This window comes from Citrobacter sp. Cm046 (genome assembly GCF_030333065.1).
Classification (GTDB): domain Bacteria; phylum Pseudomonadota; class Gammaproteobacteria; order Enterobacterales; family Enterobacteriaceae; genus Citrobacter; species Citrobacter murliniae.
This window is the reverse complement of sequence record NZ_JAOWGP010000044.1, coordinates 146,549-170,111: the sequence shown is the minus strand read 5'-3', so window position 1 is coordinate 170,111 and position 23,563 is coordinate 146,549. Positions and strand designations below refer to the sequence as shown.

At 52.8% G+C, this 23,563-nt stretch carries 20 protein-coding genes; 16 read left to right on the top strand and 4 right to left on the bottom strand.

Annotation, left to right across the window (positions count from 1 at the left end):
• The first annotated feature begins 2 nt into the window (after positions 1–2).
• The 12 genes from OGX98_RS18745 (at position 3) to OGX98_RS18690 (ending at position 14,574) form a co-directional block, all read left to right on the top strand.
• Positions 3–971, top strand: coding sequence for a Csu type fimbrial protein (locus tag OGX98_RS18745; protein WP_284096694.1), 969 nt, complete (start codon positions 3–5; stop codon positions 969–971).
• Between the two features lie 330 nt (positions 972–1,301).
• Positions 1,302–2,576, top strand: coding sequence for a Glu/Leu/Phe/Val family dehydrogenase (locus OGX98_RS18740; protein ID WP_045443817.1), 1,275 nt, complete (start codon positions 1,302–1,304; stop codon positions 2,574–2,576).
• A gap of 323 nt (positions 2,577–2,899) precedes the next feature.
• Complete coding sequence (dhaK, locus tag OGX98_RS18735) at positions 2,900–3,970, top strand: dihydroxyacetone kinase subunit DhaK (protein ID WP_045443820.1); 1,071 nt, start codon at positions 2,900–2,902, stop codon at positions 3,968–3,970.
• 11 nt (positions 3,971–3,981) lie between these two features.
• Positions 3,982–4,614: a dihydroxyacetone kinase subunit DhaL gene (dhaL, locus tag OGX98_RS18730; RefSeq protein ID WP_048221336.1), complete on the top strand. Its 633-nt coding sequence runs from the start codon at positions 3,982–3,984 to the stop codon at positions 4,612–4,614.
• A 10-nt stretch (positions 4,615–4,624) separates the two neighbouring features.
• Positions 4,625–6,055, top strand: a complete 1,431-nt coding sequence (gene dhaM / locus OGX98_RS18725) for a dihydroxyacetone kinase phosphoryl donor subunit DhaM (RefSeq protein WP_286595736.1) — start codon at positions 4,625–4,627, stop codon at positions 6,053–6,055.
• A gap of 171 nt (positions 6,056–6,226) precedes the next feature.
• Positions 6,227–7,939 (top strand): alpha,alpha-trehalase, encoded by a 1,713-nt coding sequence (locus tag OGX98_RS18720; RefSeq protein ID WP_200011050.1) that lies wholly within the window; start codon positions 6,227–6,229, stop codon positions 7,937–7,939.
• Between the two features lie 198 nt (positions 7,940–8,137).
• The gene (locus OGX98_RS18715; RefSeq protein WP_286595735.1) at positions 8,138–9,160 is read left to right on the top strand and encodes an iron ABC transporter substrate-binding protein; all 1,023 of its coding nucleotides are present in this window, start codon (positions 8,138–8,140) and stop codon (positions 9,158–9,160) included.
• A 26-nt stretch (positions 9,161–9,186) separates the two neighbouring features.
• Positions 9,187–10,146: a FecCD family ABC transporter permease gene (locus OGX98_RS18710; protein WP_502873569.1), complete on the top strand. Its 960-nt coding sequence runs from the start codon at positions 9,187–9,189 to the stop codon at positions 10,144–10,146.
• Positions 10,143–10,904: an ABC transporter ATP-binding protein gene (locus tag OGX98_RS18705; RefSeq protein ID WP_048221331.1), complete on the top strand. Its 762-nt coding sequence runs from the start codon at positions 10,143–10,145 to the stop codon at positions 10,902–10,904. Before OGX98_RS18710 ends, OGX98_RS18705 begins: the two co-directional genes overlap by 4 nt.
• Positions 10,905–10,913: 9 nt before the next feature.
• The gene (locus OGX98_RS18700; RefSeq protein WP_225761005.1) at positions 10,914–11,726 is read left to right on the top strand and encodes a class I SAM-dependent methyltransferase; all 813 of its coding nucleotides are present in this window, start codon (positions 10,914–10,916) and stop codon (positions 11,724–11,726) included.
• The gene (gene modD, locus OGX98_RS18695; protein ID WP_286595733.1) at positions 11,723–12,580 is read left to right on the top strand and encodes a ModD protein; all 858 of its coding nucleotides are present in this window, start codon (positions 11,723–11,725) and stop codon (positions 12,578–12,580) included. Before OGX98_RS18700 ends, modD begins: the two co-directional genes overlap by 4 nt.
• 23 nt (positions 12,581–12,603) lie before the next feature.
• Complete coding sequence (locus OGX98_RS18690) at positions 12,604–14,574, top strand: TonB-dependent receptor plug domain-containing protein (protein WP_286492636.1); 1,971 nt, start codon at positions 12,604–12,606, stop codon at positions 14,572–14,574.
• A gap of 41 nt (positions 14,575–14,615) precedes the next feature.
• On the opposite strand, the gene OGX98_RS18685 is transcribed toward OGX98_RS18690, so the two are convergent.
• The gene (locus tag OGX98_RS18685) at positions 14,616–14,870 is read right to left on the bottom strand and encodes a GlsB/YeaQ/YmgE family stress response membrane protein (RefSeq protein ID WP_045449665.1); all 255 of its coding nucleotides are present in this window, start codon (positions 14,868–14,870) and stop codon (positions 14,616–14,618) included.
• Between the two features lie 188 nt (positions 14,871–15,058).
• Here OGX98_RS18685 and ycgR point away from each other — a divergent pair, with 188 nt between their 5' ends.
• Positions 15,059–15,793 carry a flagellar brake protein YcgR gene (ycgR, locus tag OGX98_RS18680; RefSeq protein WP_045443852.1) on the top strand — a complete coding sequence of 245 codons (735 nt, stop codon included), beginning with the start codon at positions 15,059–15,061 and terminating at the stop codon, positions 15,791–15,793.
• Positions 15,794–15,804: 11 nt separating this feature from the next.
• On the opposite strand, the gene emtA is transcribed toward ycgR, so the two are convergent.
• The gene (gene emtA / locus OGX98_RS18675) at positions 15,805–16,416 is read right to left on the bottom strand and encodes a membrane-bound lytic murein transglycosylase EmtA (protein ID WP_048221326.1); all 612 of its coding nucleotides are present in this window, start codon (positions 16,414–16,416) and stop codon (positions 15,805–15,807) included.
• Positions 16,417–16,514: 98 nt separating this feature from the next.
• Between emtA and ldcA the strand changes: the two genes are divergently transcribed.
• Together ldcA and OGX98_RS18665 are read left to right on the top strand one after the other, a co-directional pair.
• Positions 16,515–17,429, top strand: coding sequence for a muramoyltetrapeptide carboxypeptidase (gene ldcA, locus OGX98_RS18670; protein ID WP_048221325.1), 915 nt, complete (start codon positions 16,515–16,517; stop codon positions 17,427–17,429).
• 98 nt (positions 17,430–17,527) lie between these two features.
• Complete coding sequence (locus tag OGX98_RS18665; protein ID WP_045443861.1) at positions 17,528–19,261, top strand: potassium/proton antiporter; 1,734 nt, start codon at positions 17,528–17,530, stop codon at positions 19,259–19,261.
• A gap of 62 nt (positions 19,262–19,323) precedes the next feature.
• Here OGX98_RS18665 and dadX read toward each other — a convergent pair whose 3' ends face one another.
• The gene (gene dadX, locus OGX98_RS18660; RefSeq protein ID WP_048221324.1) at positions 19,324–20,394 is read right to left on the bottom strand and encodes a catabolic alanine racemase DadX; all 1,071 of its coding nucleotides are present in this window, start codon (positions 20,392–20,394) and stop codon (positions 19,324–19,326) included.
• 12 nt (positions 20,395–20,406) lie between these two features.
• The gene (locus tag OGX98_RS18655) at positions 20,407–21,705 is read right to left on the bottom strand and encodes a D-amino acid dehydrogenase (RefSeq protein WP_284096686.1); all 1,299 of its coding nucleotides are present in this window, start codon (positions 21,703–21,705) and stop codon (positions 20,407–20,409) included.
• Positions 21,706–22,027: 322 nt separating this feature from the next.
• On the opposite strand from OGX98_RS18655, the gene OGX98_RS18650 reads away from it, so the two are divergent.
• Positions 22,028–23,560, top strand: a complete 1,533-nt coding sequence (locus tag OGX98_RS18650) for a SpoVR family protein (protein WP_045443867.1) — start codon at positions 22,028–22,030, stop codon at positions 23,558–23,560.
• Positions 23,561–23,563 lie beyond the last annotated feature (3 nt).

Below are 23,563 nucleotides of genomic sequence, written 5' to 3'. Positions count from 1 at the left end.
TCTTGAGGTTAAGACATTGGCTACTCATGGTCGTTTTACCCGGATTTCCCGGAATAAGCTATGCAGTTACCTGTTCGGTAAGCAATGTTCAGCCAGTCAATTTTGGCTCCGTAAACCCGTTGTCGACGAATGGCGCGACATCAATAATGACGTTTGCCTATAGCTGCGCAAAGGAACTTGGCGACGTGCTTGCAGGGATCAATCTCTGCTTTAATATTGGCGCGTCAAACGTCAGCGGGCAGGTTACCCCGCGCACTATGTCATTAAGCGGTACACCGGCCAGAACGCTAAACTATCAACTCTACCAGGACACCGGATACAGCAAAATCTGGGGGAGCCAGTATCAGTCGGGAACCACCTTCCCGATGGTGCAGCTTAATCTGCTGAACCTGACGCCGGTAACAGGCACGTTAACGGTATTCGCGAAGATTGCCACCCCACAAACCGCCGCAGTCCCCGGCAACTATCAGGATAGCTATACGTCAGCAACCGCCCTGGTCACCCTCAATCCAGGACTACTTTTCCCGCCTACCACCTGCGGCGATACCGTTGCCGCCAGGTTGCCTTTCAACGTATCGGCCGTAGTCACGAAACAATGCAATATCAGCTATGCCAACAACATTGCCTTTGATCCGGTTAAGGCGAGCCAGCGTAATGCCACCGCGACAGGCTCCCTCGGCGTGGCATGCTCCACGAGTACCCCTTATACCATTGGGTTAACGCCCTCCAACGGCAATACAACAGGCAGTGGCATTATGGCCGGTACGGGTGCGAACAACGATAAGGTACCCTATCTGCTTAGCTCGACACCGGGGCCATCCGGTACAGTGTGGGGCAATACATCCCTCAATAACGTGGCAGGAACCGGCACGGGTTCAACCACCGCTTATCCGGTTTACGCCACTGTTCCCAGCGCGAACTATACCCCTGACAACTATGCCGACACCGTCACCATCTCTGTCACCTACTGACGCGCTGAACTGTCACCAAAAAACAACAAAAGAAAGCACAAATCATTATCATATTATTTACTTTTAGAGGTGCGTCATAAATCTGACAAATAGCACGCCTTAGGCATCATGCAGATTATGTGCATCAATTATCTATAAAAGCGCAAATTACGCCTTTAATATAAATAATTATTCACTAAGACTTTGCGTCAGCACCGAATTTTTGGCGGAAATTTCGTTTCTGGATGAGCCGATTCTTTGAAAAAATGTTAAATTTAAGTTTATATGGTGAGATTCACTGTATACCACGGCTAAATTAAGAACATATTACTTTTATAACTAAGGTTTATCATGGATAAGTTATCTTACGCTTCAGATAGCAGCACATCTGCCTGGAATACCTACCTGCAACAAATCGAGCGTGTGGCCCCTTACCTGGGCGAACTTTCCCATTGGGTGGATACCCTGCGTCACCCAAAACGCGCTTTGATTGTCGATATCCCGGTACAGATGGATGACGGTACCATCCGCCATTTCGAAGGATACCGCGTGCAGCACAACCTCTCACGAGGTCCAGGTAAAGGTGGTGTGCGTTATCATCCTGATGTTGATCTTAATGAAGTGATGGCCCTTTCTGCGTGGATGACCATCAAATGCGCAGCGCTGAACCTGCCCTACGGCGGCGCAAAAGGCGGCGTTCGCGTCGATCCGTTTAGCCTGTCCGAAGGCGAACTGGAGCGTTTGACCCGTCGCTATACCAGCGAAATCGGCATTATCATCGGGCCGCAGAAAGATATTCCTGCGCCGGATGTTGGTACTAACGGCAAAGTCATGGCCTGGATGATGGATACCTATTCCATGAACCACGGCACCACAGTGACCAGCGTGGTCACCGGTAAACCTATCCACCTCGGTGGCTCTCTGGGTCGTGATAAAGCAACCGGCCGCGGCGTTTTTGTTAGTGGTCTGGAAGTGGCACGCCGTGCAAACATCATGGTTGAAGGCGCTCGCGTGGCAGTGCAAGGTTTTGGTAACGTCGGCAGTGAAGCCGCCCGTCTGTTCGCAGCCGCGGGCGCTCGCGTCGTGGCGATTCAGGACCATACCGCTACGCTGTTTAACGCCACCGGGATCGATATGACCGCCCTCACCGCCTGGCAACTGGAGCACAAACAGATTGCCGGTTTCCCGGGTGCAGAAACGATTGCCAGCGAAACCTTCTGGAGCCTGGAGATGGATATTCTGATCCCAGCAGCACTCGAAGGTCAGATTACCCGCCACCGCGCGGAGACGCTGACCTGTAAGCTGGTGCTCGAAGGCGCAAACGGCCCAACTTATCCGGATGCCGATGACGTTCTGGCAAGCCGCGGTATTGTCGTCGTACCTGACGTTGTTTGTAACGCGGGCGGCGTAACCGTCAGCTATTTCGAATGGGTTCAGGACATGGCAAGTTTCTTCTGGAGTGAGGAAGAGATCAACGCACGTATGGATAAAATCATGACCGATGCGATGGTGCACGTCTGGGAGAAAGCGGCTGAGAAATCCTGCTCCCTGCGTACCGCTGCCTACATTGTGGCGTGTGAGCGAATTCTGTTGGCCCGTAAAGATCGTGGTATTTACCCGGGCTAATGCCAGGCCAATCCTAAAAGACCACCTGCTCAGCAGGTGGTTTTATCTCTACAATACCCATCACGTTCACTTTCTGCGATAAACGCTGCCTAACCTCTCATTTCTGCTGATTTATGCACCAATACGTTCCAATACGGAACATTGCAAGCCATGAATGTTCCGTATTGAAACATACATGCCTTCAATTTTCTTTTGACTACCCTCGTGCACAATAACCTTATCGGCAGCGAGCGGTCGCCGTGCGTTGTACACAACCGATACCCTACATCAGATGTCTGCCCGATTTATGCAGCCATCTCAGGACTGTCTGCGGAGCATAAAAAATGAAAAAATTGATTAACCGTGTTGAAGACGTACTGAATGAACAACTCGCGGGACTGGCAAAAGCCTACCCTTCACTGTCACTGCATCAGGACCCTGTGTACGTTACTCGCGCAGACGCGCCGGTGATGGGTAAAGTGGCGCTGCTCTCTGGTGGCGGCAGCGGACACGAGCCGATGCATTGTGGTTATATTGGTCAGGGCATGCTTTCCGGTGCCTGTCCGGGTGAGATCTTCACCTCACCAACGCCTGACAAAATGTTCGAATGCGCAATGCAAATTGACGGTGGCGAAGGCGTCCTGCTCATCATCAAAAATTACACCGGTGACATTCTTAACTTCGAAACCGCTACCGAGCTGTTGCATGAAAGCGGCGTAAAAGTCACCACGATGGTGGTGGATGATGATGTTGCGGTAAAAGATAGCCTGTATACCGCGGGTCGCCGTGGTGTCGCCAATACGGTACTGATCGAAAAACTGGTTGGTGCTGCCGCTGAACGTGGAGATTCACTGGAAGCCTGCGCGGCGCTGGGTCGCAAACTGAATAATCTGGGTCATTCCATTGGTATCGCTATCAGCGCGTGTACCGTTCCTGCCGCCGGACAACCCTCTTTCACCCTACAGGACAATGAGATGGAGTTCGGCGTCGGTATTCATGGGGAACCCGGGATTGACCGTCGCCCCTTCTCTTCCCTTGACCAGACCGTGGATGAAATGTTCGATACCCTGCTGGAAAACGGTAGCTACAGCCGCTCATTACGTCACTGGGATAACGTCCAGGGTGCCTGGCAGGAAGGCAAAGAAACCAAGCAACCGCTACAGGATGGCGATCGCGTCATTGCGCTGGTCAATAACCTTGGTGCAACGCCGTTGTCCGAACTTTTTGGCGTGTATAACCGTCTTGAAAGCCGCTGTCAGGATGCAGGCATCATTATCGAACGCAACCTGATCGGTTCTTACTGCACCTCTCTGGATATGACCGGCTTCTCAATCACCCTGTTAAAAGTGGATGACGACACGCTGAACTTATGGGATGCACCGGTTCACACCCCTGCTCTTAACTGGGGTAAATAAGGAGATTCATGATGTCCCTCAACAGAACACAAATTGTTAACTGGCTCTATCGTTGCGGTGAAATATTCACCACAGAAAGTGATTTCCTGACCGGACTTGATCGGGAGATTGGTGATGCAGACCACGGCCTGAATATGCACCGTGGCTTCAGTAAAGTGGTCGAAAAATTACCGTCAATTGCGGACAAAGACATCGGCTTTATTTTGAAAAACACCGGAATGGTGCTGCTTTCAAGCGTCGGAGGTGCCAGTGGCCCGCTGTTCGGCACCTTTTTCATCCGCGCGGCGCAGGTGACTCAGGCACACCAGAGTCTGACGCTTGAGGAACTTTATCAAATGATACGCGATGGCGCTGAAGGTGTGATCAGCCGGGGTAAAGCAGAGCCTGGTGACAAAACGATGTGCGATGTTTGGGTGCCGGTGGTTGAGTCGTTGCGCCAGTCCTGTGAACAGAAGCTAACGGTACAGGCAGCGCTGGAAGCAGCAAGCCAGCAAGCGGAAGCGGCGGCGCAAAGCACTATTACGATGCAGGCACGCAAAGGCCGCGCCAGCTATCTGGGTGAGCGCAGCATTGGGCATCAGGACCCTGGGGCAACGTCCGTTATGTTTATGGTGCAGATGCTGGCTCAGGCATCCAGAGAGTAAGGATAAAGCGATGGTAAACCTGGTTATTGTGTCTCATAGCGCTCAGTTGGGCGAAGGCGTCGGTGCGTTAGCCCGGCAGATGTTAATGGGTGACGGCTGTAAACTGGCGATTGCCGCGGGCATTGACGATCCTGAGAACCCCATCGGCACCGATCCGATTAAGGTAATGGAAGCCATTGAGTCAGTGGCGGATACCGATCATGTTCTGGTAATGATGGATATTGGTAGCGCATTACTGAGTGCGGAAACGGCGCTGGAGTTACTCGATCCGGCGATTGCCGCAAAGGTACGTTTATGCGCCGCCCCTCTGGTTGAAGGCACGCTGGCAGCGACGGTCAGTGCTGCTGCGGGGGCCGATATCGAGCGGGTCATCAAGGATGCCATGAACGCCCTCGACGCTAAATATGAGCAACTGGGTTTACCTTCGTCATCTCCGGATAAAACCGCACCGGCTGCACTGTCAGCCGACGCGGATGCACGTTCGGTTGCCGTAGTAGTGAAGAATCCCAACGGCATACACGTCCGCCCGGCGTCAAAGCTGGTCTCCACCCTGTCTGTTTTCAACGCTGACATGTTGCTGGAGAAAAACGGTAAGTGCGTAGTCCCTGACAGCCTTAACCAAATCGCCCTGCTTCAGGTACGTTGTAACGATACGCTGCGACTCATTGCCAAAGGTGAACAGGCGGACGATGCGCTGGCAGCATTCCAGCAGCTTGCAGCAGAGAATTTTGGCGAAACCATAGAAAAACCACATGCTGACAAATTGGCACATTCAACGCCCTCGCAGGTAACCGGTATGGCCTTCTGTTACACACCGTTCTCGCCGGAAATCCCCTGTCATGCAGCAGCAAATATGCAGGAAGAACAGCAGCAGTTACAGGTAGCTATACGCAAGACACTGGACGACCTGAGCTTTCTGACAGCTCTCGCGGAAGAAAAATATTCCGCCGATATCGCCGCAATTTTTTCTGGTCACCACACTCTGTTGGATGATCCTGAGCTGTATGATATGGCCTGCGATCTGATGCGTGAGAAACAGTGTAGCGCCGGGTATGCCTGGCAAAACGTTCTGAACGATCTGCGCCAGCAGTATCTCCAGCTCGACGATCCGTATCTACAGGCACGATATATTGATATTGAAGATTTGCTGTCCCGTTCGCTGAGGCATCTGACTGGGGAACATACGCAAATCCCCACATTTGTTCGCCCAACAATCCTGGTCGCGGATGCCATTTACCCCTCTACCGTGTTGCAGCTCGATCCGCTGACTGTTAAAGGCATCTGCCTGCGAGACGGGAGCGAGACTTCTCATTCGGCGATTATTGCACGTGAAATGGGCATCTGCTGTATTTGCCAGCAAGGCGAAGCACTCGACGCGATTCAAACGGGTAACACCCTGACCCTTGACTGCGTGGCGAATAGACTGGTCTTTGTGAACTGATACTCACCGCACACCCTTACCGTCTGGGGTGTGCGGCTTCCCCTGAGTACATCAGGAAATGTCTGTTTGTTCGCAAAATAGGGCCTCTATCACGCGCAACGGCCAATCCTGAACTAAGGTTTTCTCATGGTAAATGCCGCTACTTCGGCACGCCGCTAAGGAGATTAACCGATGATAACGCCAGCAATTCGCCATCCTGGCATGCTCTCTGTCGCAATAAAACTGACACTCGCAAGTACCCTTTTCGCCTTTAGCTCGTTTGCCGTTAATGCCGCGGAACAGCCAACCGACGCACCTCAGCCTCCTGATATCCTGCTCGGCCCCCTGTTTAATGATGTGCAAACAGCGAAACTATTCCCCGATCAGAAGACCTTTGCCGACGCCGTACCCAACAGCGATCCGTTAATGATCCTCGCTGATTACCGGATGCAGAAAAATCAATCCGGTTTCGATTTACGCCATTTTGTGAATGTAAACTTTACACTGCCCAAAGAGGGTGAAAAATACGTGCCGCCTGCAGGACAGTCACTCCGTGAGCATATCGATGGGCTGTGGCCGGTGTTAACGCGTTCAACAACAGATGCCGAGAAATGGGATTCGTTGCTACCACTGCCCGAACCTTATGTCGTACCCGGCGGTCGTTTTCGCGAAATTTATTACTGGGACAGCTATTTCACCATGCTGGGGCTTGCTGAAAGCAATCACTGGGACAAGGTTTCCGACATGGTGGCGAACTTTGCTTACGAAATCGACACATGGGGACACATACCTAACGGTAACCGTACCTACTATCTAAGTCGTTCTCAGCCTCCGTTCTTCGCCTTTATGGTCGAACTGCTGGCACAACATGACGGTGATGATGCTCTGAAAAAATATCTGCCGCAGATGCTCAAAGAGTACACGTACTGGATGGAAGGCGTCGAAACTCTCCAGCCTGGCCAGCAGAACAAGCGTGTCGTCAAACTGGCTGACGGAACCATTTTGAACCGCTACTGGGATGACCGCGATACACCAAGACCGGAGTCCTGGGTTGAGGACATCGCGACCGCCAAAAGCAACCCGAACCGCCCCGCCACAGAAATTTATCGCGACCTGCGATCTGCCGCGGCTTCGGGCTGGGATTTCAGTTCACGCTGGATGGATAATCCCAGCCAGTTGAGCTCCATTCGCACCACCAGCATCGTCCCGGTAGACCTCAATGCGTTGCTTTATAAAATGGAAAAAATGATCGCCCTCGCCAGTAAAGCCGCAGGCGACGACGCGAAGGCTGCGCAATACGAAGGCTTCGCCAACGCCCGGCAAAAAGGGATCGAAACCTGGTTATGGAATGATAAAGAAGGCTGGTACGCCGACTACGATCTGCAAAGTAAGAAAGTACGTAATCAGCTGACTGCCGCCACGCTGTTCCCGCTGTATGTCAATGCGGCAGCAAAGGATCGAGCCAGTAAAGTCGCTACTGCAACCCAGAAGCACCTGCTGCAACCCGGCGGTGTGGCTACCACGTCGGTGAAAAGTGGCCAGCAGTGGGATGCCCCTAATGGCTGGGCTCCCCTGCAGTGGGTTGCCGCCTCCGGGCTACAAAACTATGGTCAGGATAACGTCGCCATGGACGTGACCTGGCGGTTCCTCACTAACGTTCAGCACACCTACGACCGTGAGAAAAAGCTGGTTGAAAAATATGACGTGAGCACCACTGGCACCGGCGGTGGTGGTGGCGAGTATCCGTTGCAGGACGGCTTTGGCTGGACCAACGGCGTGACATTAAAAATGCTCGATCTGATTTGTGCCAAAGAAAAACCCTGTGACAACGTTCCATCAACGCGCCCGACGCCTGCCAGCGTTACACAGACCGAAACCCAAAAGCAGACTCAAACAACCCCATAACGTGCATGTATTGCCCGAAAATCCGCGCGTCGCCGCGGATTTTTTATTTCAGTCTCCCTCTCTTTTCACTGTCCCCATTGCACATAACTCTTACGGGTTACCCGGGATTTTCATCAGTGTGAAATTGATTCTGAACATGTTTTTATTCGCTATATATGTAAATATATAGCGAATTTATCACCGTTCAGGATGAATATAATGCCACTGACAAGACGGATGTTTGCCCAGCTCGTGGCCTCTGCGCTGCTTTTACGCCACTTTCCGGCCAGCGCCCGTACGCCGCTCACCGTTGCTATCGGTTCCTCTCCCGGGACTAACGCTATTCAACGCGTGGTGAGCGCCGGAGCTCCCGCTGATGTACTGCTGTTAGCCGTCGCACCGGAAAAGCTGGTGGGATTTTCATCCTTTGATCTCTCCCACCAGGCTGCCATTCCTTTGTCAGATAACATCCGGACATTACCCAAACTGGGCAGGCTGGCGGGTCGTGCCAGCACATTGTCTCTTGAAGCATTGCTGGCGCTGAAGCCCGATCTGGTCGTTGATTGCGGTAATGCGGACGAGACCTGGCTTTCACAGGCAAAGCAGGTCTACGCGCAAACGCAGATACCGTGGCTGCTGATTAACGGCGAACTTCGACAAACTCCGCAACAACTGCACGCCGCGGGTAAAGCACTGGGCACGGAAACGCGGACAGCAGCACAGGCAGCACTTGCCCAGAAATTCATTGATGAAGCCGATATTTTTTCGCGCTCTCCAGCCGCCAAACTGCGTTTTTATGCCGCTCGCGGCGCCAGAGGACTTGAAACGGGGTTACAAGGCTCACTGCACACCGAAGCCGCAGAGCTACTGGGATTACACAATGTAGCGCAAATCCCAGGACGGCACGGATTGGCGCAGGTGTCGATGGAAAACCTGCTCAGCTGGCAGCCCGATATCATCCTGGTGCAGGATGCGATTACAGCACAGTACCTGCGAGAAGATCCGGTCTGGCAAGGGGTAAAGGCCGTCGCCGATAAACGTATTCTTTTTCTCAGCGGTCTGCCGTTTGGTTGGCTCGATGCGCCTCCCGGCATCAACCGTTTACTGGGTTTACGCCGCCTGCACGCCTGGCTTGACCCACTGGTAAATGCAAGCTTTCAGGATGACATGCAGCGCTATTCACAGCTGTTCTGGCATACCTCTTTAAGCGACTCGCAGTATCAACAACTGGTGGCGGTCTGATGAGAACAACGACACTCAGTCTCCTGATGATTGTGACCATTGCGCTTTGTGTGGTTGTCGCTGTGCTTTCCGGAGCCTATCGGCTGGATATTCAGCATGTGATGGCGCTCATTGTCAGCCAGGAGGGTGTGACGGCGCAGGATAAAATCGTCTTCTGGCAAATTCGTCTGCCGCGTATTGTGGCCGCGCTGCTACTGGGGGCGGCACTGGCCGGAGCAGGCACAACCTATCAGGGAATGTTCCGTAATCCGCTGGTCTCACCGGATATTCTTGGCGTCGCGGCTGGTGCCGGTTTAGGTGCCTGCTCGGCCATCCTGCTGGGTTTGCCGATACTGTTTATTCAGCTTTACGCATTCGTCGGAGGTTTGCTGGTAGTCGCGGGCGTCTGGCTCATTACCTGCCGTGTTTCCCGCCACGATCCGGTATTAACGCTGGTACTGGTTGGGATTGCGCTGGGAACAGTATGTGGCGCGGGAATTTCGCTTATCAAGACGCTGGCTGACCCATATACCCAGCTCCCTTTGATTACCTTCTGGCTACTCGGCGGTTTATCCACCATTACGCTACATGACCTTTGGTTTTCAGCGCCGCTGATCGTGGCAGGTTCGATTCCGCTTTTGCTGCTGCGATGGCGCATGAACCTGCTTACGCTCTCGGATGATGAAGCACGCTCACTGGGAATTAACGTTTCTCGGCTGCGGCTGGGGTTGATCGTCTGCGCCACGCTCATTACCGCCAGTACCGTCGCCATTGCGGGCATTATCGGCTGGATTGGGCTGGTTGTGCCGCATATTGGCAGACTCCTCACCGGTAACAATCACCAGCAGTTACTGCCTGTTTCAATGGGAATTGGTGCCATTTTACTGCTGTTGACCGACACCCTCGCGCGCACGCTTAGCAGCACGGAAATCCCACTCGGGATCCTGACGGCCTTTATTGGTGCCCCCTTCTTTTTGTTACTGCTCCTGCGGGGTGGCCGCCCATGACGCTGCTAACCGTGTGCAACGCTTCGCTGGGATATTCTGCCCAACACCCGGTGTTGCGCAATGTCTCGTTCAACGTCTGCGAGGGGGCAATTTGCTGTCTGCTTGGCGCAAACGGTAGCGGAAAAACCACGCTGATGCGCACGCTCCTTGGCGTTATCCGGCCACTCCACGGCGATATTTTACTGGATGGCGTAGCGGTGAATCTTCTCAGCGAACGTGAGCGCGCGGGTGCCATCGCCTGGGTCCCGCAAGCCCACGACGGCGCTTTTGCCTTCACCGTTCTGGATATGGTGATGATGGGACTGACCCCGCAGATGGCCGCCTTTGCAGTCCCTGGCGTAAAAGAGCGCGAAATTGCATATCAGCAACTGGAGCTGTTGGGGATCCCCCATCTGTCAGACAGACGCTGGAACACGCTGAGTGGCGGTGAACGCCAGTTAGTGCTGATTGCCCGCGCGCTGGCGCAGCACCCACGTTTACTGTTGCTGGATGAACCGGCCTCCAGCCTCGATTTTGGTCATCAGATCCGCCTGCTCGACACGCTGGTTACACTGAAGAAGAGCGGAATGGCCCTGTTGATGTCCACTCACCACCCATTGCATGCGCGAGCAATAGCCGACAGCGTAGTGCGCATCGAACCAGACGGGCTGGTATCGCAAGGACTTCCCGAACAACAACTCGCCACAGATCGGCTGGCAACGCTGTACCGCGTCGCCCCTTCTCAAATCCACCACCACCTCTTTGGCACCCAACAATAAGGAATCACGATGCTCATTGACGACATTGATTTTGCTGACCTTTACCGTAAACAGTTACTTCTGGCGAACCGAACCGAGAAAAAGCCGGAGCACTGGGATAAACGTGCGGAAAAAATGGCAGAGAATTGCGCCTCATTAACCGACAGCTATCTGCAACAGCTGCTGGGAAAAATTAATCTTGAAGGTGTTGGATCACTGTTCGATATGGGCTGCGGTCCTGGTACGGTCTCACTGGCATTGGCAAAAAAGATCCCGACAATATACGGCGTGGATTATAGCCAGGGAATGCTGAGCGTGGCCGCCCGTCGCGCCGGGCAGATGGGAGGCAGCCATGTCCACTGGGTGCAACGTTCCTGGGAGGAACACTGGGACGATTTGCCCCCATGCGATATCGCCGTAGCGTCCCGCTCCACGCTGGTCGCCGATATGCGCCAGGCGATGACAAAACTGAACAATCAGGCGCGGCTGCGGGTTTACACCACCCATCTCGTGAGTTCTTCGTTTGTTTCTCCCACCATTCAGCGCGCACTGGGCCGCGAGGTGATTGAGCTTCCTAACTATATCTACGCGTTAAACGTTTTATACCAGATGGGCATCCACGCCCACGTTGATTTTATCCGGGGGCCGAACTGTCAGCAGGACAACAGCACCTGGTCCCGCTTTCTGGAAAATGTGCGCTGGAGTATGGGCGATCTCAGTGAAGATGAGGTTGATCGTCTGGATACCTGGTATCAGCAACAGGATCCCCGCGCCATTGCTCCCGCCAGTCGCGACTGGGCGCTGATCTGGTGGGACAGCGTCGCCCCGGAGGCGCTGCGATGATTTACTTTTCTCAGGCGCAGACCGACGCCTTGTTACTGGAAGATATTCAGGGGGGCGACCTGACTACCCGGGCACTGGGTATCGGTGCGCAACCGGGAGTCATGGAATTCTGTCATCGCCAGGGCGGGTGCGTCAGCGGCATTACCATCGCCAGACAAATGCTTCATTCACTGGGACTGACCGTCACTGAACAACTGGCGGAGGGTGAACGGGCGACCGCCGGTCAGTTAGTTATTCGCGCACACGGGAATGCGGCCGCGCTACATCAGGGCTGGAAAGCCGTACAAAATGTTCTGGAATGGAGTTGCGGCGTTTCAGACTATCTCGACAATATGTTGACCATTGTTCGTAGCCGCTACCCTGACGCCCAGATAGCCTGTACCCGAAAAGCGATTCCTGGCACCCGAATGCTGGCCACACAAGCGATTCTCGCGGCGGGAGGGATTATCCACCGAGGCGGATGTTCCGAATCCGTACTGCTTTTTGCTAATCATCGCCGTTTTCTTGCTAACGAAAACAACTGGGCTGACGCTATCGCACAGTTGCGACGTCATGCGCCGGAAAAAAAGATTGTGGTCGAAGCGGACAATCCCACAGAGGCGCTGGACGCGCTACGCGCCGCGCCCGATGTTCTGCAGCTCGACAAGTTTAGCCCTGAACAGGCCGCTGAGATTGCACGCATAGCCCCTTCTCTGGCCCCCCATTGCACGCTGGCGCTGACTGGCGGCATTACTCTCGCCACCCTGGCGAGTTACCTCGATTGCGGCATCAGACTCTTTATCACTTCCGCACCTTACTACGCGCCACCAGCGGATATCAAAGTCACCCTGAGTCCGGAAGCTCGCGGTATTTAACATTCATAAATGGACTAAAAATAATGAATTTCAACAAGAGTTTTCTTTACACAGCGCTGTCGTTTGTTTTTGCACAGAGTGCTTTCGCCGGGCCAGAAAGCGAAACGATGACTGTCTGGTCAAGTCCAGCCTCTGCGGCCAGCACGACGGTACTTGGACAGGAAACAATGCAGGATCTGGACAAGCAAAACGTTGCCCAGGCGTTGAGTGTTATCCCCGGTGTAGTGCTACAAAAATCAGGCAACCGTAACGAACAGCAGGTGAAAGTACGCGGCTTTGATAGCCGTCAGGTGCCGGTATTTTTCGACGGTGTTCCTGTTTATATCCCCTATGATGGCAACCTGGATTTAGGACGTTTTCTCACCTCTGATATCGCCACGGTTGAAGTCTCTAAAGGTTACTCATCCTTGCTTCAGGGACCAAACCAGATGGGTGGCGCTATCAACATCACCACTAAAAAACCGACGAAACCCGTTGAGGGCAGTATCGGATATCGTCAGGGCTGGAGTCGCAGTAAAGACAATGCCCACGATATGCACGCCTCATTTGGTGCCAGTAACGACTTGGGATATATCCAGCTTAGCGGGAGCCAGCTGAAGCAAGATTTTCTCGGCCTGCCGCATGGTACGGATAACCCGGTGGCGGGTCGCAATGGTAAAATGATTAACTCATCCGCTGATGATAAACGCGGGATCGTTAAACTGGGTTTCACCCCGCGTGACAATGATGAATATGTCCTCACCTACATCAATCAGGACGGCGAAAAAGATAACCCTCCCTACGCCGGTACCAGCAGCCAGAAATCACGCTACTGGCAGTGGCCACAATATGATAAAGAGAGTTATTACTACCAGGGCACGACACATCTGGGCGATCGCTTTACCCTGAAAAGTCGACTTTATCGCGACACCTTTGAAAATACGCTGATGATGTACAACTCTGTTGCTGATTTAAAAAATAAGAAAGGCAGCTACAGCCACTATTCTGACTATAGCGACGGGGCTGGCCTGCAGCTCGCCGCCGATATGCGTGAAAACGATCTGCTCTCTTTTGCTGTTAACTGGAAAGACGATGTTCACCGCGAAAAAGGCGCGCCGAACGCTGCTTACGATCGTTACGAAGACCGTACCTGGTCTGTCGCCAGTGAATACCAGTGGGCAGCAGCGGACAGTGTCGATGTCGTCGCGGGTATAAGCTACGACTGGCGCGACAGTCTGGAGGGGATGAAGCATGAGAAAAACGGTAGCGTCACCCATTATGATGACAACAATCAGTCGGCATTTAACTGGCAGGTGATGACCAAATATCACTTTGAAAATTCTGACACCCTGGCGCTTTCTTACTCTGACAGAACGCGCTTTCCGACGCTCAAAGAACGTTACACCACGTCGAAACCCGCTTATAACCAGGTGGCACTTGTTAATCCACAGCTAAAACCTGAACGTGCCCGCAGCGTCGACCTGACCTGGAATGGTTCGCTCACACAGGACTGGGGATTTGAAGTCAGCGTGTATTACAACCGCATTACCGATGCGATTCTTTCGCACAATATTGATGCAGACACTATCCAGAATCAGAACAGCGGTCGCGTGGATTACACTGGTCTGGATGCGGGTGTCAAAGGTAACGTCTTTGATATGCTGGACGTCGGGTTAAGCTATGGACTCATCCATGCAGACGCCAAACGCAGTGATATCGGCAAGATTACCGACCTGCCTACGCAAACGCTCACAGCCTGGATGACGCTAAAACCCTGGGATCCGCTCAGCATCACGCTGTCCGAAGAGGCACGTTCCTCGAGCTACAGTAATACGGATGGCTCACAAAAAGCAGCAGGTTTTGCCATCACCCATTTACGTGCCGACTACGCCATCGGTCACGGTTTTAGCGTTAACGCATCGGTCAATAACCTGTTTGATACGCAATATGTCTATAGCGAAGGGTTTATCGAAGAAGGTCGCAATTACTGGGCAGGCGTTGAGTATAAATTCTAGCTATTATTGTTTCAGAAAAACGGCCCCGAGGGGCCGTTCAATTAATTTCTGCGCACAAGGCGGAAAACACCCAGCACGACAATCGCACCAACGACAGCCACCAGGAAACTGTGGAGGTTAAATCCACTGATATCACCACCGAGACCAAACATTGTTGCCAGCCATCCACCAACCACGGCCCCGACGATACCGAGAATACAGGTCAGGATATACCCACCACCATCACGACCCGGCATGATCAGTTTGGCGATCACCCCCGCAATCAGACCAAAAATAATCCAGGCAATAATTCCCATTTTCAGGCCCTCTTTCCAGTGAATGCACGCGCAAGACATTCCTGCGCCACTAGGTTAAGTATAGGCAGTGCGTTTTCATTCAGACGTAATTCCGTGGATTTGATAAAAAATTTCATCCATTTGTATTAAGTTCCGTCACGTGATGCCGATAATCCAACGACAAACCAGGCATCCAGGAGTCATTAGGTGTGAGCAACTACAATGAGCAGTTCCTGAAGCAAAATCCATTAGCGGTGTTAGGCGTGCTCCGGGACTTAAATATCAACCAGGTTCCACTGCGTATCTCCTGGTCAGGAGGTCAGTTCATCAGCAAGATCCTCGCTGTTAACCCTGACGAACTGATCATGGATTTTGGCAGTCAGGAATATGAAAACCACGCCGTACAACGCGCGAATCAAATTTCGATAATCGCCGAAACGCAGGGGGCCAAAGTTGAATTCACCCTGCCAGAGCTCAAAAAAGGCGAGTATCAGCGGCTGCCGGCATTTATCTCATCACTGCCGCCTGCGCTATGGTTCATCCAGCGTCGGGAGTATTTTCGCATCTGTGCTCCACTGCATCCTCCCTATCACTGCACGGCAAAAATGCCGGACAACAGTATTCTGCGTTTCCGCTTATTCGATCTGTCTCTCGGCGGGATGGGCGCATTGTTAGAAGAGGCAAAACCCGAGGGGTTGACGGAAGGGATGCGCTTCTCGCAAGTTGAACTGAATATGGAACGATGGGGGGTATATCATGTTGACGCCCAGCTCATCTCCATTAGCGAACGCAAAGTTATTGACGGGAAAAATGAGACCATCACCACTCCCCGCCTGAGCTTCCGTTTTCTCAACGTTGGCCCGGCGGTGGAGCGGGAATTACAGCGGATTATTTTTTCACTTGAGCGCGAAGCCCGGGAAAAATCTAATAAGGTGCGCGAATAGCATCACGCTAACTACATGGCATCCAGCGCTTGCTGAAGCTTCCAGATATAGCGTGGAGCCTGCGGCGCAGGATGGTTATCGGCAACGTGTTCGATAAACTCATCAGCACTAAGATCGTTGATTTTGCTGATAGCCTTTTTCCTGTCGGAGGAGAATGTCCGCAGAAGCGCGCCGGCACCGTTGGCATATGACACCACCAGGGCATATTGCATTACCTGTGGATCTTCGATCCCAGCCAATGGCCCGTTTTCCAGAATACTCAGGTATGCTGCACCCATAGAGATATTTCGCTCAGGGTTTTTCAGCTCACTGGTAGACGGCTCTCCACTCCATCCCATGCGACGATATACATCCCGTCCCGAAGTGGAGGCTTTTAATTGCATCAGTCCAATTGCATTGGATTTGCTGACGGCATTTGGGTTACCACCCGATTCAATCGCGATGATAGCCGTAATCAATTGTGGGCTAACCCCCCAGGCCGCGCCGGCTTTTTCACTAATAGGCATCCATTGCATTGCGCGTTTTACCGGAACTTCAGCATTCCATGGCGGATTTTTGTAATCCTGTTTTGAACTACAGCCCGCAAGTAATACAACCAAAAAAGCAAACCATCTCAATTTCACGTCATCTATCCTTATAGCCGGAACCTGTCGCTGAGGTGACAACGACATACCTACGCGGCATGATATACATTTGGTTTTAGTTGTAGCAAGGAAATGCCATGTCCCGGTTTCACTTAATTGCCCCTTCGGGCTACTGTCTCAACCAGCAAGCGGCGTTACGCGGGCTTCAGCGTCTTACTGAAGCTGGTCATCAGGTCGAAAACTCTGCAGTTATTGCCCGTCGCTACCAGCGTTTTGCCGGTACCGAAGCAGAACGACTGGCGGATGTAAATTCACTCGTTGACCTGAAAACGCCCAATACCATTGTGATGCCGGTACGCGGCGGCTACGGCGCCAGTCGTTTGCTGGAGGATATTGACTGGCAGGCGCTGGCCGCCAGACAGCAACACGATCCGTTGCTTATCTGCGGGCACAGCGACTTTACGGCAATCCAGTGTGGTCTGCTGGCGCAGGGCAATGTCATCACCTTCAGCGGTCCGATGCTGGCAGCAAACTTCGGTGCCGAGGAGATGGATCCGTTTACTGAACAGCATTTCTGGCTGGCGCTGCGCAATGCGCAATTTACTGTCGACTGGCAGGGTAATGGCCCTGAATGCGCGACTGAAGGAACGTTGTGGGGGGGAAATCTGGCGATGCTCATGTCGCTGATAGGTACGCCGTGGATGCCAGCTATCGATAACGGTATTTTGGTGCTGGAAGACATTAACGAGCACCCATTCCGCGTAGAACGTATGCTCCTGCAGTTGTATAACGCGGGTATTTTAGCTCGCCAGAACGCCATCATTCTGGGCAGTTTTAGCGGCAGTACGCCGAATGATTACGACGCCGGTTACGATCTGGATGCAGCCTGTACGTTTCTACGTTCCAGACTGTCTGTGCCATTGATTAGCGGCCTCGATTTTGGCCATGAGCAACGTACCGTCACGCTACCGCTGGGCGCTAATGCAGTGCTGAAAAATGATAAAAACGGCAGTCAGCTCACACTGACCGGACATCCGGTGCTTAAATCGTAAAAAAAGCTTCATCCAGGGCTAAGTAAAACGCTGTTTCTGTCGTTATTATGTTAGGGTGTTATTAATACGAAACAGCGTAATTCAGGAGTAAACGAACGTTGGATGCCGCAGCAATTATCAGCCTTTTTATTTTAGGTTCCGTCCTCGTCACTTGTAGTATTTTACTCAGTTCATTCTCATCACGCCTTGGTATCCCTATTCTGGTGATATTTCTCGCTATCGGTATGTTGGCGGGCGTGGACGGTATTGGCGGTATTCCTTTCGATAACTACCCTTTCGCCTACATGGTGAGTAACCTGGCGCTGGCGATAATCCTGCTCGATGGCGGGATGCGAACCCAGGCCAGCTCCTTTCGCGTTGCGCTAGGTCCGGCGTTATCGCTGGCAACCATCGGGGTGTTGGTTACCTCCGGGTTAACCGGCATGATGGCCGCATGGCTGTTTCATTTGGATCTTATCGAAGGGCTGTTGATTGGTGCGATTGTCGGGTCAACTGATGCCGCGGCAGTCTTCTCTCTGCTCGGTGGTAAGGGACTTAACGAACGTGTCGGTTCCACGCTGGAAATAGAATCAGGTAGCAACGATCCGATGGCGGTATTTCTGACCATCACACTTATCGAAATGATCCAAAACCATGAGACCGGCTTAAGCTGGATGTTCGCGGTGCATATTATCCAGCAATTTGGTCTGGGTATCGCACTCGGTCTCGGCGGTGGTTATCTGCTGTTGCAAATGATTAACCGAATTTCGCTGCCTGCCGGACTCTATCCGCTGCTGGCGTTGAGCGGTGGGATCCTCGTTTTTGCCGTCACTACCGCACTCGAAGGAAGTGGAATTCTGGCGGTCTATCTGTGCGGATTTTTGCTTGGTAATCGCCCTATTCGCAACCGGTTTGGTATTCTGCAAAACTTTGACGGCCTGGCCTGGCTGGCGCAAATCGCGATGTTTCTGGTGTTGGGACTGCTGGTTACGCCGTCCGACCTGCTGCCAATTGCAGTGCCGGCGCTGATTTTATCTGCCTGGATGATTTTCTTTGCCCGCCCGTTGTCAGTGTTCGCCGGGCTGTTGCCGTTTCGGGGCTTCAATCTGCGCGAGAGAATTTTTATCAGTTGGGTTGGCTTACGCGGCGCGGTACCGATTATTCTGGCCGTATTCCCCATGATGGCCGGGCTGGAAAATGCGCGGCTGTTCTTTAACGTCGCGTTCTTCGTGGTGTTGATCTCGCTACTGTTTCAGGGCACGTCACTTTCCTGGGCCGCGAAAAAAGCCAAAGTGGTGGTCCCCCCGGTCGGCTGGCCTGTATCCCGTATTGGCCTGGATATTCATCCTGATAACCCCTGGGAACAGTTCGTTTATCAGCTTAGCGCAGACAAATGGTGCGTTGGTGCAGCATTGCGTGACCTGCATATGCCAGAGGAAACACGAATTGCGGCACTGTTTCGCGACAACGTGCTGTTTCACCCGTCAGGCAGTACCCGTCTGCGTGAGGGCGATGTTTTGTGCGTGATTGGCCGCGAACGCGACCTCCCGGCATTAGGCAAGCTGTTCAGCCAGTCACCTCCGGTGGCATTAGACCAACGGTTTTTTGGTGATTTTATTCTCGAAGCCAGTGCCAAATATGCTGACGTCGCGCTGATTTATGGGCTGGAAGATGGCACCGAGTACCGCGAAAAACAACAAACGTTGGGTGAAATTGTCCAGCAACTGTTAGGTGCAGCACCGGTTGTGGGCGACCAGGTGGAGTTTGCCGGCATGATCTGGACCGTTGCTGAAAAAGAGGATAATGCGGTATTGAAGGTCGGTGTGAGGGTGGCCGAAGAAGAGAGTGAATAACTGAACTGACCGTAACTTTCGTGGGCCGGATTAGCATAAATACCATCCGGCCATGTGTAAAGTTACACTGTCACAACAGGCACACGCAGCGCCAGCGAACACATTAACTCATAGCCCACCGTACCTGCCGCTGCTGCCACATCATCGATTTTGATCTCTTTCCCCCACAGCTCTACAGGCGTACCTATTCCTGCCTGTGGACACGGTGTTAGATCAACGGCCAGCATATCCATGGATACCGTTCCTACCGTACTGGTTCGCACACCGTCCACCAGCACTGGCGTACCGCTTGCTGCATGACGCGGATAACCGTCGGCGTAGCCGGTAGCCACAATTCCTATTCGCTGCTCACCGCTGGCAGTGTAACGCCCGCCGTAACCGACCCGGTCCCCCGCTTTCAGCGTCTGCACACCAATGATTTCGCTGCTCAACGTCATGACGGGTTTAAGACCTGTGTTGGCAATATCACGCCATTGCCCGGACGGAGATGCGCCGTACAAAATTATACCCGGACGAACCCAGTCAAAATGCGCTTCCGGGTGCCACAGCGTCGCTGCCGAGTTAGACAGCGAACGTTTGCACTCCAGTCCTTCCGTCGCCAGCCCGATCCGCGTCATCGCCTCCTGAATGCCATCCGGGTGTTCAGCATCAGCAAAATGTGACATCAGCGTCATTTGACCGACGTTAGGCATCGCCCGCAGCTGTTGCCAGACGGTCGATATCCGTTCCGGTAAAAAACCCAGTCGGTTCATGCCGCTGTTAACCTTCAGATAAACATCCAGCGGCGCGTTAAGGCGGGCATTCTGCAACGCTTTAAGCTGCCAGTTACTGTGTACACAGGTGGTCAGACGATACGTGTCATACACCGTCAGGTCTTCCGCATGGAAAAAGCCCTCCAGCATGAGGATCGGGCCTTTCCATCCACGCTCGCGCAAGGTTATCGCCTCTTCAAGATTGAGCATGGCGAAACCGTCGGTCGTTCCCAGCGCATTCCAGACACGTTCTATGCCGTGTCCGTACGCATTAGCTTTTACCACTGACCAGACGCGAGCGTCCGGCGCAGCCTGGCGCGCAATTGCCAGATTTTGTTTCAACGCCTGCAGGTCAATGCTGGCCAGTATCGGGCGGGTCATCTCGCGTCCTTATCAGTTATGTGCGCCGTGTAAATGCCGAGGACGTGACGGAGTAAATCCAGGGCTGTAACGTGCCACGCTCAGGTCGTCGTACGGTATCGCGGGAGTGCGCCCGGACAGAATATCGCTCAGGAGCTGGCCTGAGCCACAGGCCATTGTCCACCCCAGTGTGCCGTGACCGGTATTGAGCAACAGATTCTTAAAGCGGGTACGCCCCACGACTGGCGTACCGTCCGGCGTCATCGGGCGCAGTCCGGTCCAGAAGGTCGCCTGCTCCACATGACCACCGCGCGGGAAGAGATCGCGCACCACCATCTCCAGCGTTTCACGACGCGGCTGTAATAACTCCGTATTGAAGCCCACAATCTCTGCCATACCACCAACGCGAATACGGTTATCAAAACGGGTAATGGCGATTTTGTAGGTTTCATCAAGAATAGTGGAAACCGGTGCACCATTTTCCTCGGCAATTGGGATAGTCAACGAATAGCCCTTAAGCGGATACACAGGGATATCAACAATCCCTTTCAGCATTGCCGTGGAGTAAGAGCCAAACGCCATCACATAGGCATCGGCTTTGATGATTTCATCTCCGCACTGCACGCCGTATATCTGCTCGCCTTCGCTCAGCAGCTTATCAACCGGCGTGTTGTAGCGAAACTTAACGCCCGCCAGCTCCGCCATTTGCGCCAGCCGCTGGGTAAACAACTGGCAGTCTCCGGTTTCGTCATTAGGTAAGCGCAATCCGCCGGTCAGCTTATCCGCGACTTCAGCCAGCGCCGGTTCGACTTCCGCCAGGCGGTTAGCTTCCAGCAACTGATAAGGTACTCCAGCATCTTCCAGGACGGCGATGTCACGCGTGGCGTTCTCATACTGTTGCGCGGTGCGGAAAAGTTGTAACGTCCCACCCTGACGACCTTCATACTCAATGCCCGTCGTCGCGCGCAGTGCCTTCAGGCAATCGCGGCTGTACTCCGCGAGGCGTACCATACGACCCTTGTTTTCCATGTAATGGCTGGTGTCACAGTTACGCAGCATTTGCCACATCCATTTCAGCTGGAACTGCGTACCGTCAAGGCGAACGGCTAACGGAGCATGGCGCTGAAACATCCACTTAATTGCTTTTAGCGGTACACCCGGCGCCGCCCAGGGGGCTGCATAACCTGGAGAGATTTGCCCCGCATTCGCCGCGCTGGTTTCCAGTGCCGGGCCGGGCTCACGATCAATGACGGTGACATCGTGTCCAGCCTGACTTAAATACCAGGCGCTGGTCACGCCAACGACACCACTTCCCAGTATGACAACTCGCATAGCCACTCCGTTAACAGTAAAAGAACAATCTTCTAATTACATCTTGATAACTCAGTTGAAAATATTATTCAACATATGGCTTTTTTATGGTGACCTATCTCACACATAGCGGTGATTGCAGGGAACTCTCTGGTTTGGGATCTCCTGCTACGCGTTATTTTTATCCAGCATAAAATTTTGTGATTATTGCGTTTTTCGACTCCACGCTGATGGGATATCGCAAAGAAAAATTTTCTGCTTGAGCACGCTTTTTAACACCGTGTTCTATGCTTGAAATGAGGTACTCCAGACAGAGAGTGCCGCCAACAATGAGGGTGCGCGAATGGCTACGATTGATTCCATGAACAAGGACACCACACGGTTGAGCGATGGACCCGACTGGACGTTTGATCTGCTGGATGTCTATCTGGCGGAAATAGACCGCGTGGCGAAACTCTATAAGCTGGATACCTACCCGCACCAAATCGAGGTGATCACCTCCGAGCAGATGATGGACGCCTACTCCAGCGTCGGGATGCCGATCAACTATCCTCACTGGTCGTTTGGTAAAAAGTTTATTGAAACCGAACGTTTGTATAAGCATGGGCAGCAAGGACTGGCCTATGAGATTGTCATTAACTCTAACCCATGTATCGCTTATTTGATGGAGGAGAACACCATTACCATGCAGGCGCTGGTGATGGCGCATGCCTGCTACGGGCACAACTCCTTTTTCAAAAATAACTACCTTTTCCGCAGCTGGACCGACGCCAGCTCGATTGTCGATTATCTGATTTTCGCGCGGAACTACATTACCCAGTGCGAAGAGCGCTACGGGGTTGATGAAGTTGAAAAACTGCTCGACTCCTGTCACGCGCTGATGAATTACGGCGTTGATCGCTATAAACGCCCACAAAAAATATCATTACAGGAAGAGAAAGCCCGGCAAAAAAGCCGTGAAGAATATCTGCAAAGTCAGGTGAATATGCTGTGGCGTACCTTGCCGAAAAAAGAGGAAGAGAAAACCGTGTTTGAAGCGCGGCGTTATCCCTCTGAGCCACAGGAGAACCTGCTGTACTTCATGGAGAAAAACGCCCCGCTGCTGGAGTCCTGGCAGCGAGAAGTCCTGCGCATCGTGCGTAAGGTGAGTCAGTATTTTTATCCGCAGAAACAGACCCAAGTGATGAACGAAGGCTGGGCGACATTCTGGCATTACACCATCCTTAACCACCTTTATGATGAAGGTAAAGTCACCGAGCGGTTTATGCTGGAGTTTCTTCACAGCCATACCAATGTGGTATTCCAGCCACCGTACAACAGCCCATGGTATAGCGGAATCAACCCCTATGCCCTCGGTTTTGCGATGTTCCAGGATATCAAGCGTATATGTCAGTCGCCTACCGAGGAGGATAAATACTGGTTCCCGGATATTGCCGGTTCCGACTGGCTGGAAACTCTGCATTTCGCGATGCGCGATTTTAAAGACGAGAGCTTTATCAGTCAGTTCCTGTCACCGAAAGTGATGCGTGATTTCCGTCTGTTCACCGTGCTGGATGATGACAGGCATAACTATCTGGAGATTTCAGCAATTCACAACGAAGAGGGTTATCGTGAAATCCGCAACAGATTGTCGTCGCAATATAACCTGAGCAACCTGGAGCCAAATATTCAAATCTGGAATGTTGATCTGCGCGGCGATCGTTCCCTCACCTTACGCTATATCCCGCATAACCGCGCGCCGTTGGATAAAGGACGTAAAGAGGTGCTGAAACATGTACATCGTCTGTGGGGATTTGATGTGACGCTGGAACAACAGAATGAGGATGGGAGCGTTGAACTACTGGAGCGTTGCCCGCCAAGAATGAACGGTCTGTAAAAT

Bases quoted from the DNA above. Each gene is read 5' to 3' on its own strand.
- OGX98_RS18740 (WP_045443817.1), top strand. From the start codon at position 1,302: ATGGATAAGTTATCTTACGCTTCAGATAGCAGCACATCTGCCTGGAAT.
- dhaK (WP_045443820.1), top strand. From the start codon at position 2,900: ATGAAAAAATTGATTAACCGTGTTGAAGACGTACTGAATGAACAACTC.
- dhaL (WP_048221336.1), top strand. From the start codon at position 3,982: ATGTCCCTCAACAGAACACAAATTGTTAACTGGCTCTATCGTTGCGGT.
- dhaM (WP_286595736.1), top strand. From the start codon at position 4,625: ATGGTAAACCTGGTTATTGTGTCTCATAGCGCTCAGTTGGGCGAAGGC.
- OGX98_RS18720 (WP_200011050.1), top strand. From the start codon at position 6,227: ATGATAACGCCAGCAATTCGCCATCCTGGCATGCTCTCTGTCGCAATA.
- OGX98_RS18715 (WP_286595735.1), top strand. From the start codon at position 8,138: ATGCCACTGACAAGACGGATGTTTGCCCAGCTCGTGGCCTCTGCGCTG.
- OGX98_RS18710 (WP_502873569.1), top strand. From the start codon at position 9,187: ATGATTGTGACCATTGCGCTTTGTGTGGTTGTCGCTGTGCTTTCCGGA.
- OGX98_RS18705 (WP_048221331.1), top strand. From the start codon at position 10,143: ATGACGCTGCTAACCGTGTGCAACGCTTCGCTGGGATATTCTGCCCAA.
- OGX98_RS18700 (WP_225761005.1), top strand. From the start codon at position 10,914: ATGCTCATTGACGACATTGATTTTGCTGACCTTTACCGTAAACAGTTA.
- modD (WP_286595733.1), top strand. From the start codon at position 11,723: ATGATTTACTTTTCTCAGGCGCAGACCGACGCCTTGTTACTGGAAGAT.
- OGX98_RS18690 (WP_286492636.1), top strand. From the start codon at position 12,604: ATGAATTTCAACAAGAGTTTTCTTTACACAGCGCTGTCGTTTGTTTTT.
- OGX98_RS18685 (WP_045449665.1), bottom strand. From the start codon at position 14,870: ATGGGAATTATTGCCTGGATTATTTTTGGTCTGATTGCGGGGGTGATC.
- ldcA (WP_048221325.1), top strand. From the start codon at position 16,515: ATGTCCCGGTTTCACTTAATTGCCCCTTCGGGCTACTGTCTCAACCAG.
- dadX (WP_048221324.1), bottom strand. From the start codon at position 20,394: ATGACCCGCCCGATACTGGCCAGCATTGACCTGCAGGCGTTGAAACAA.
- OGX98_RS18655 (WP_284096686.1), bottom strand. From the start codon at position 21,705: ATGCGAGTTGTCATACTGGGAAGTGGTGTCGTTGGCGTGACCAGCGCC.
- OGX98_RS18650 (WP_045443867.1), top strand. From the start codon at position 22,028: ATGGCTACGATTGATTCCATGAACAAGGACACCACACGGTTGAGCGAT.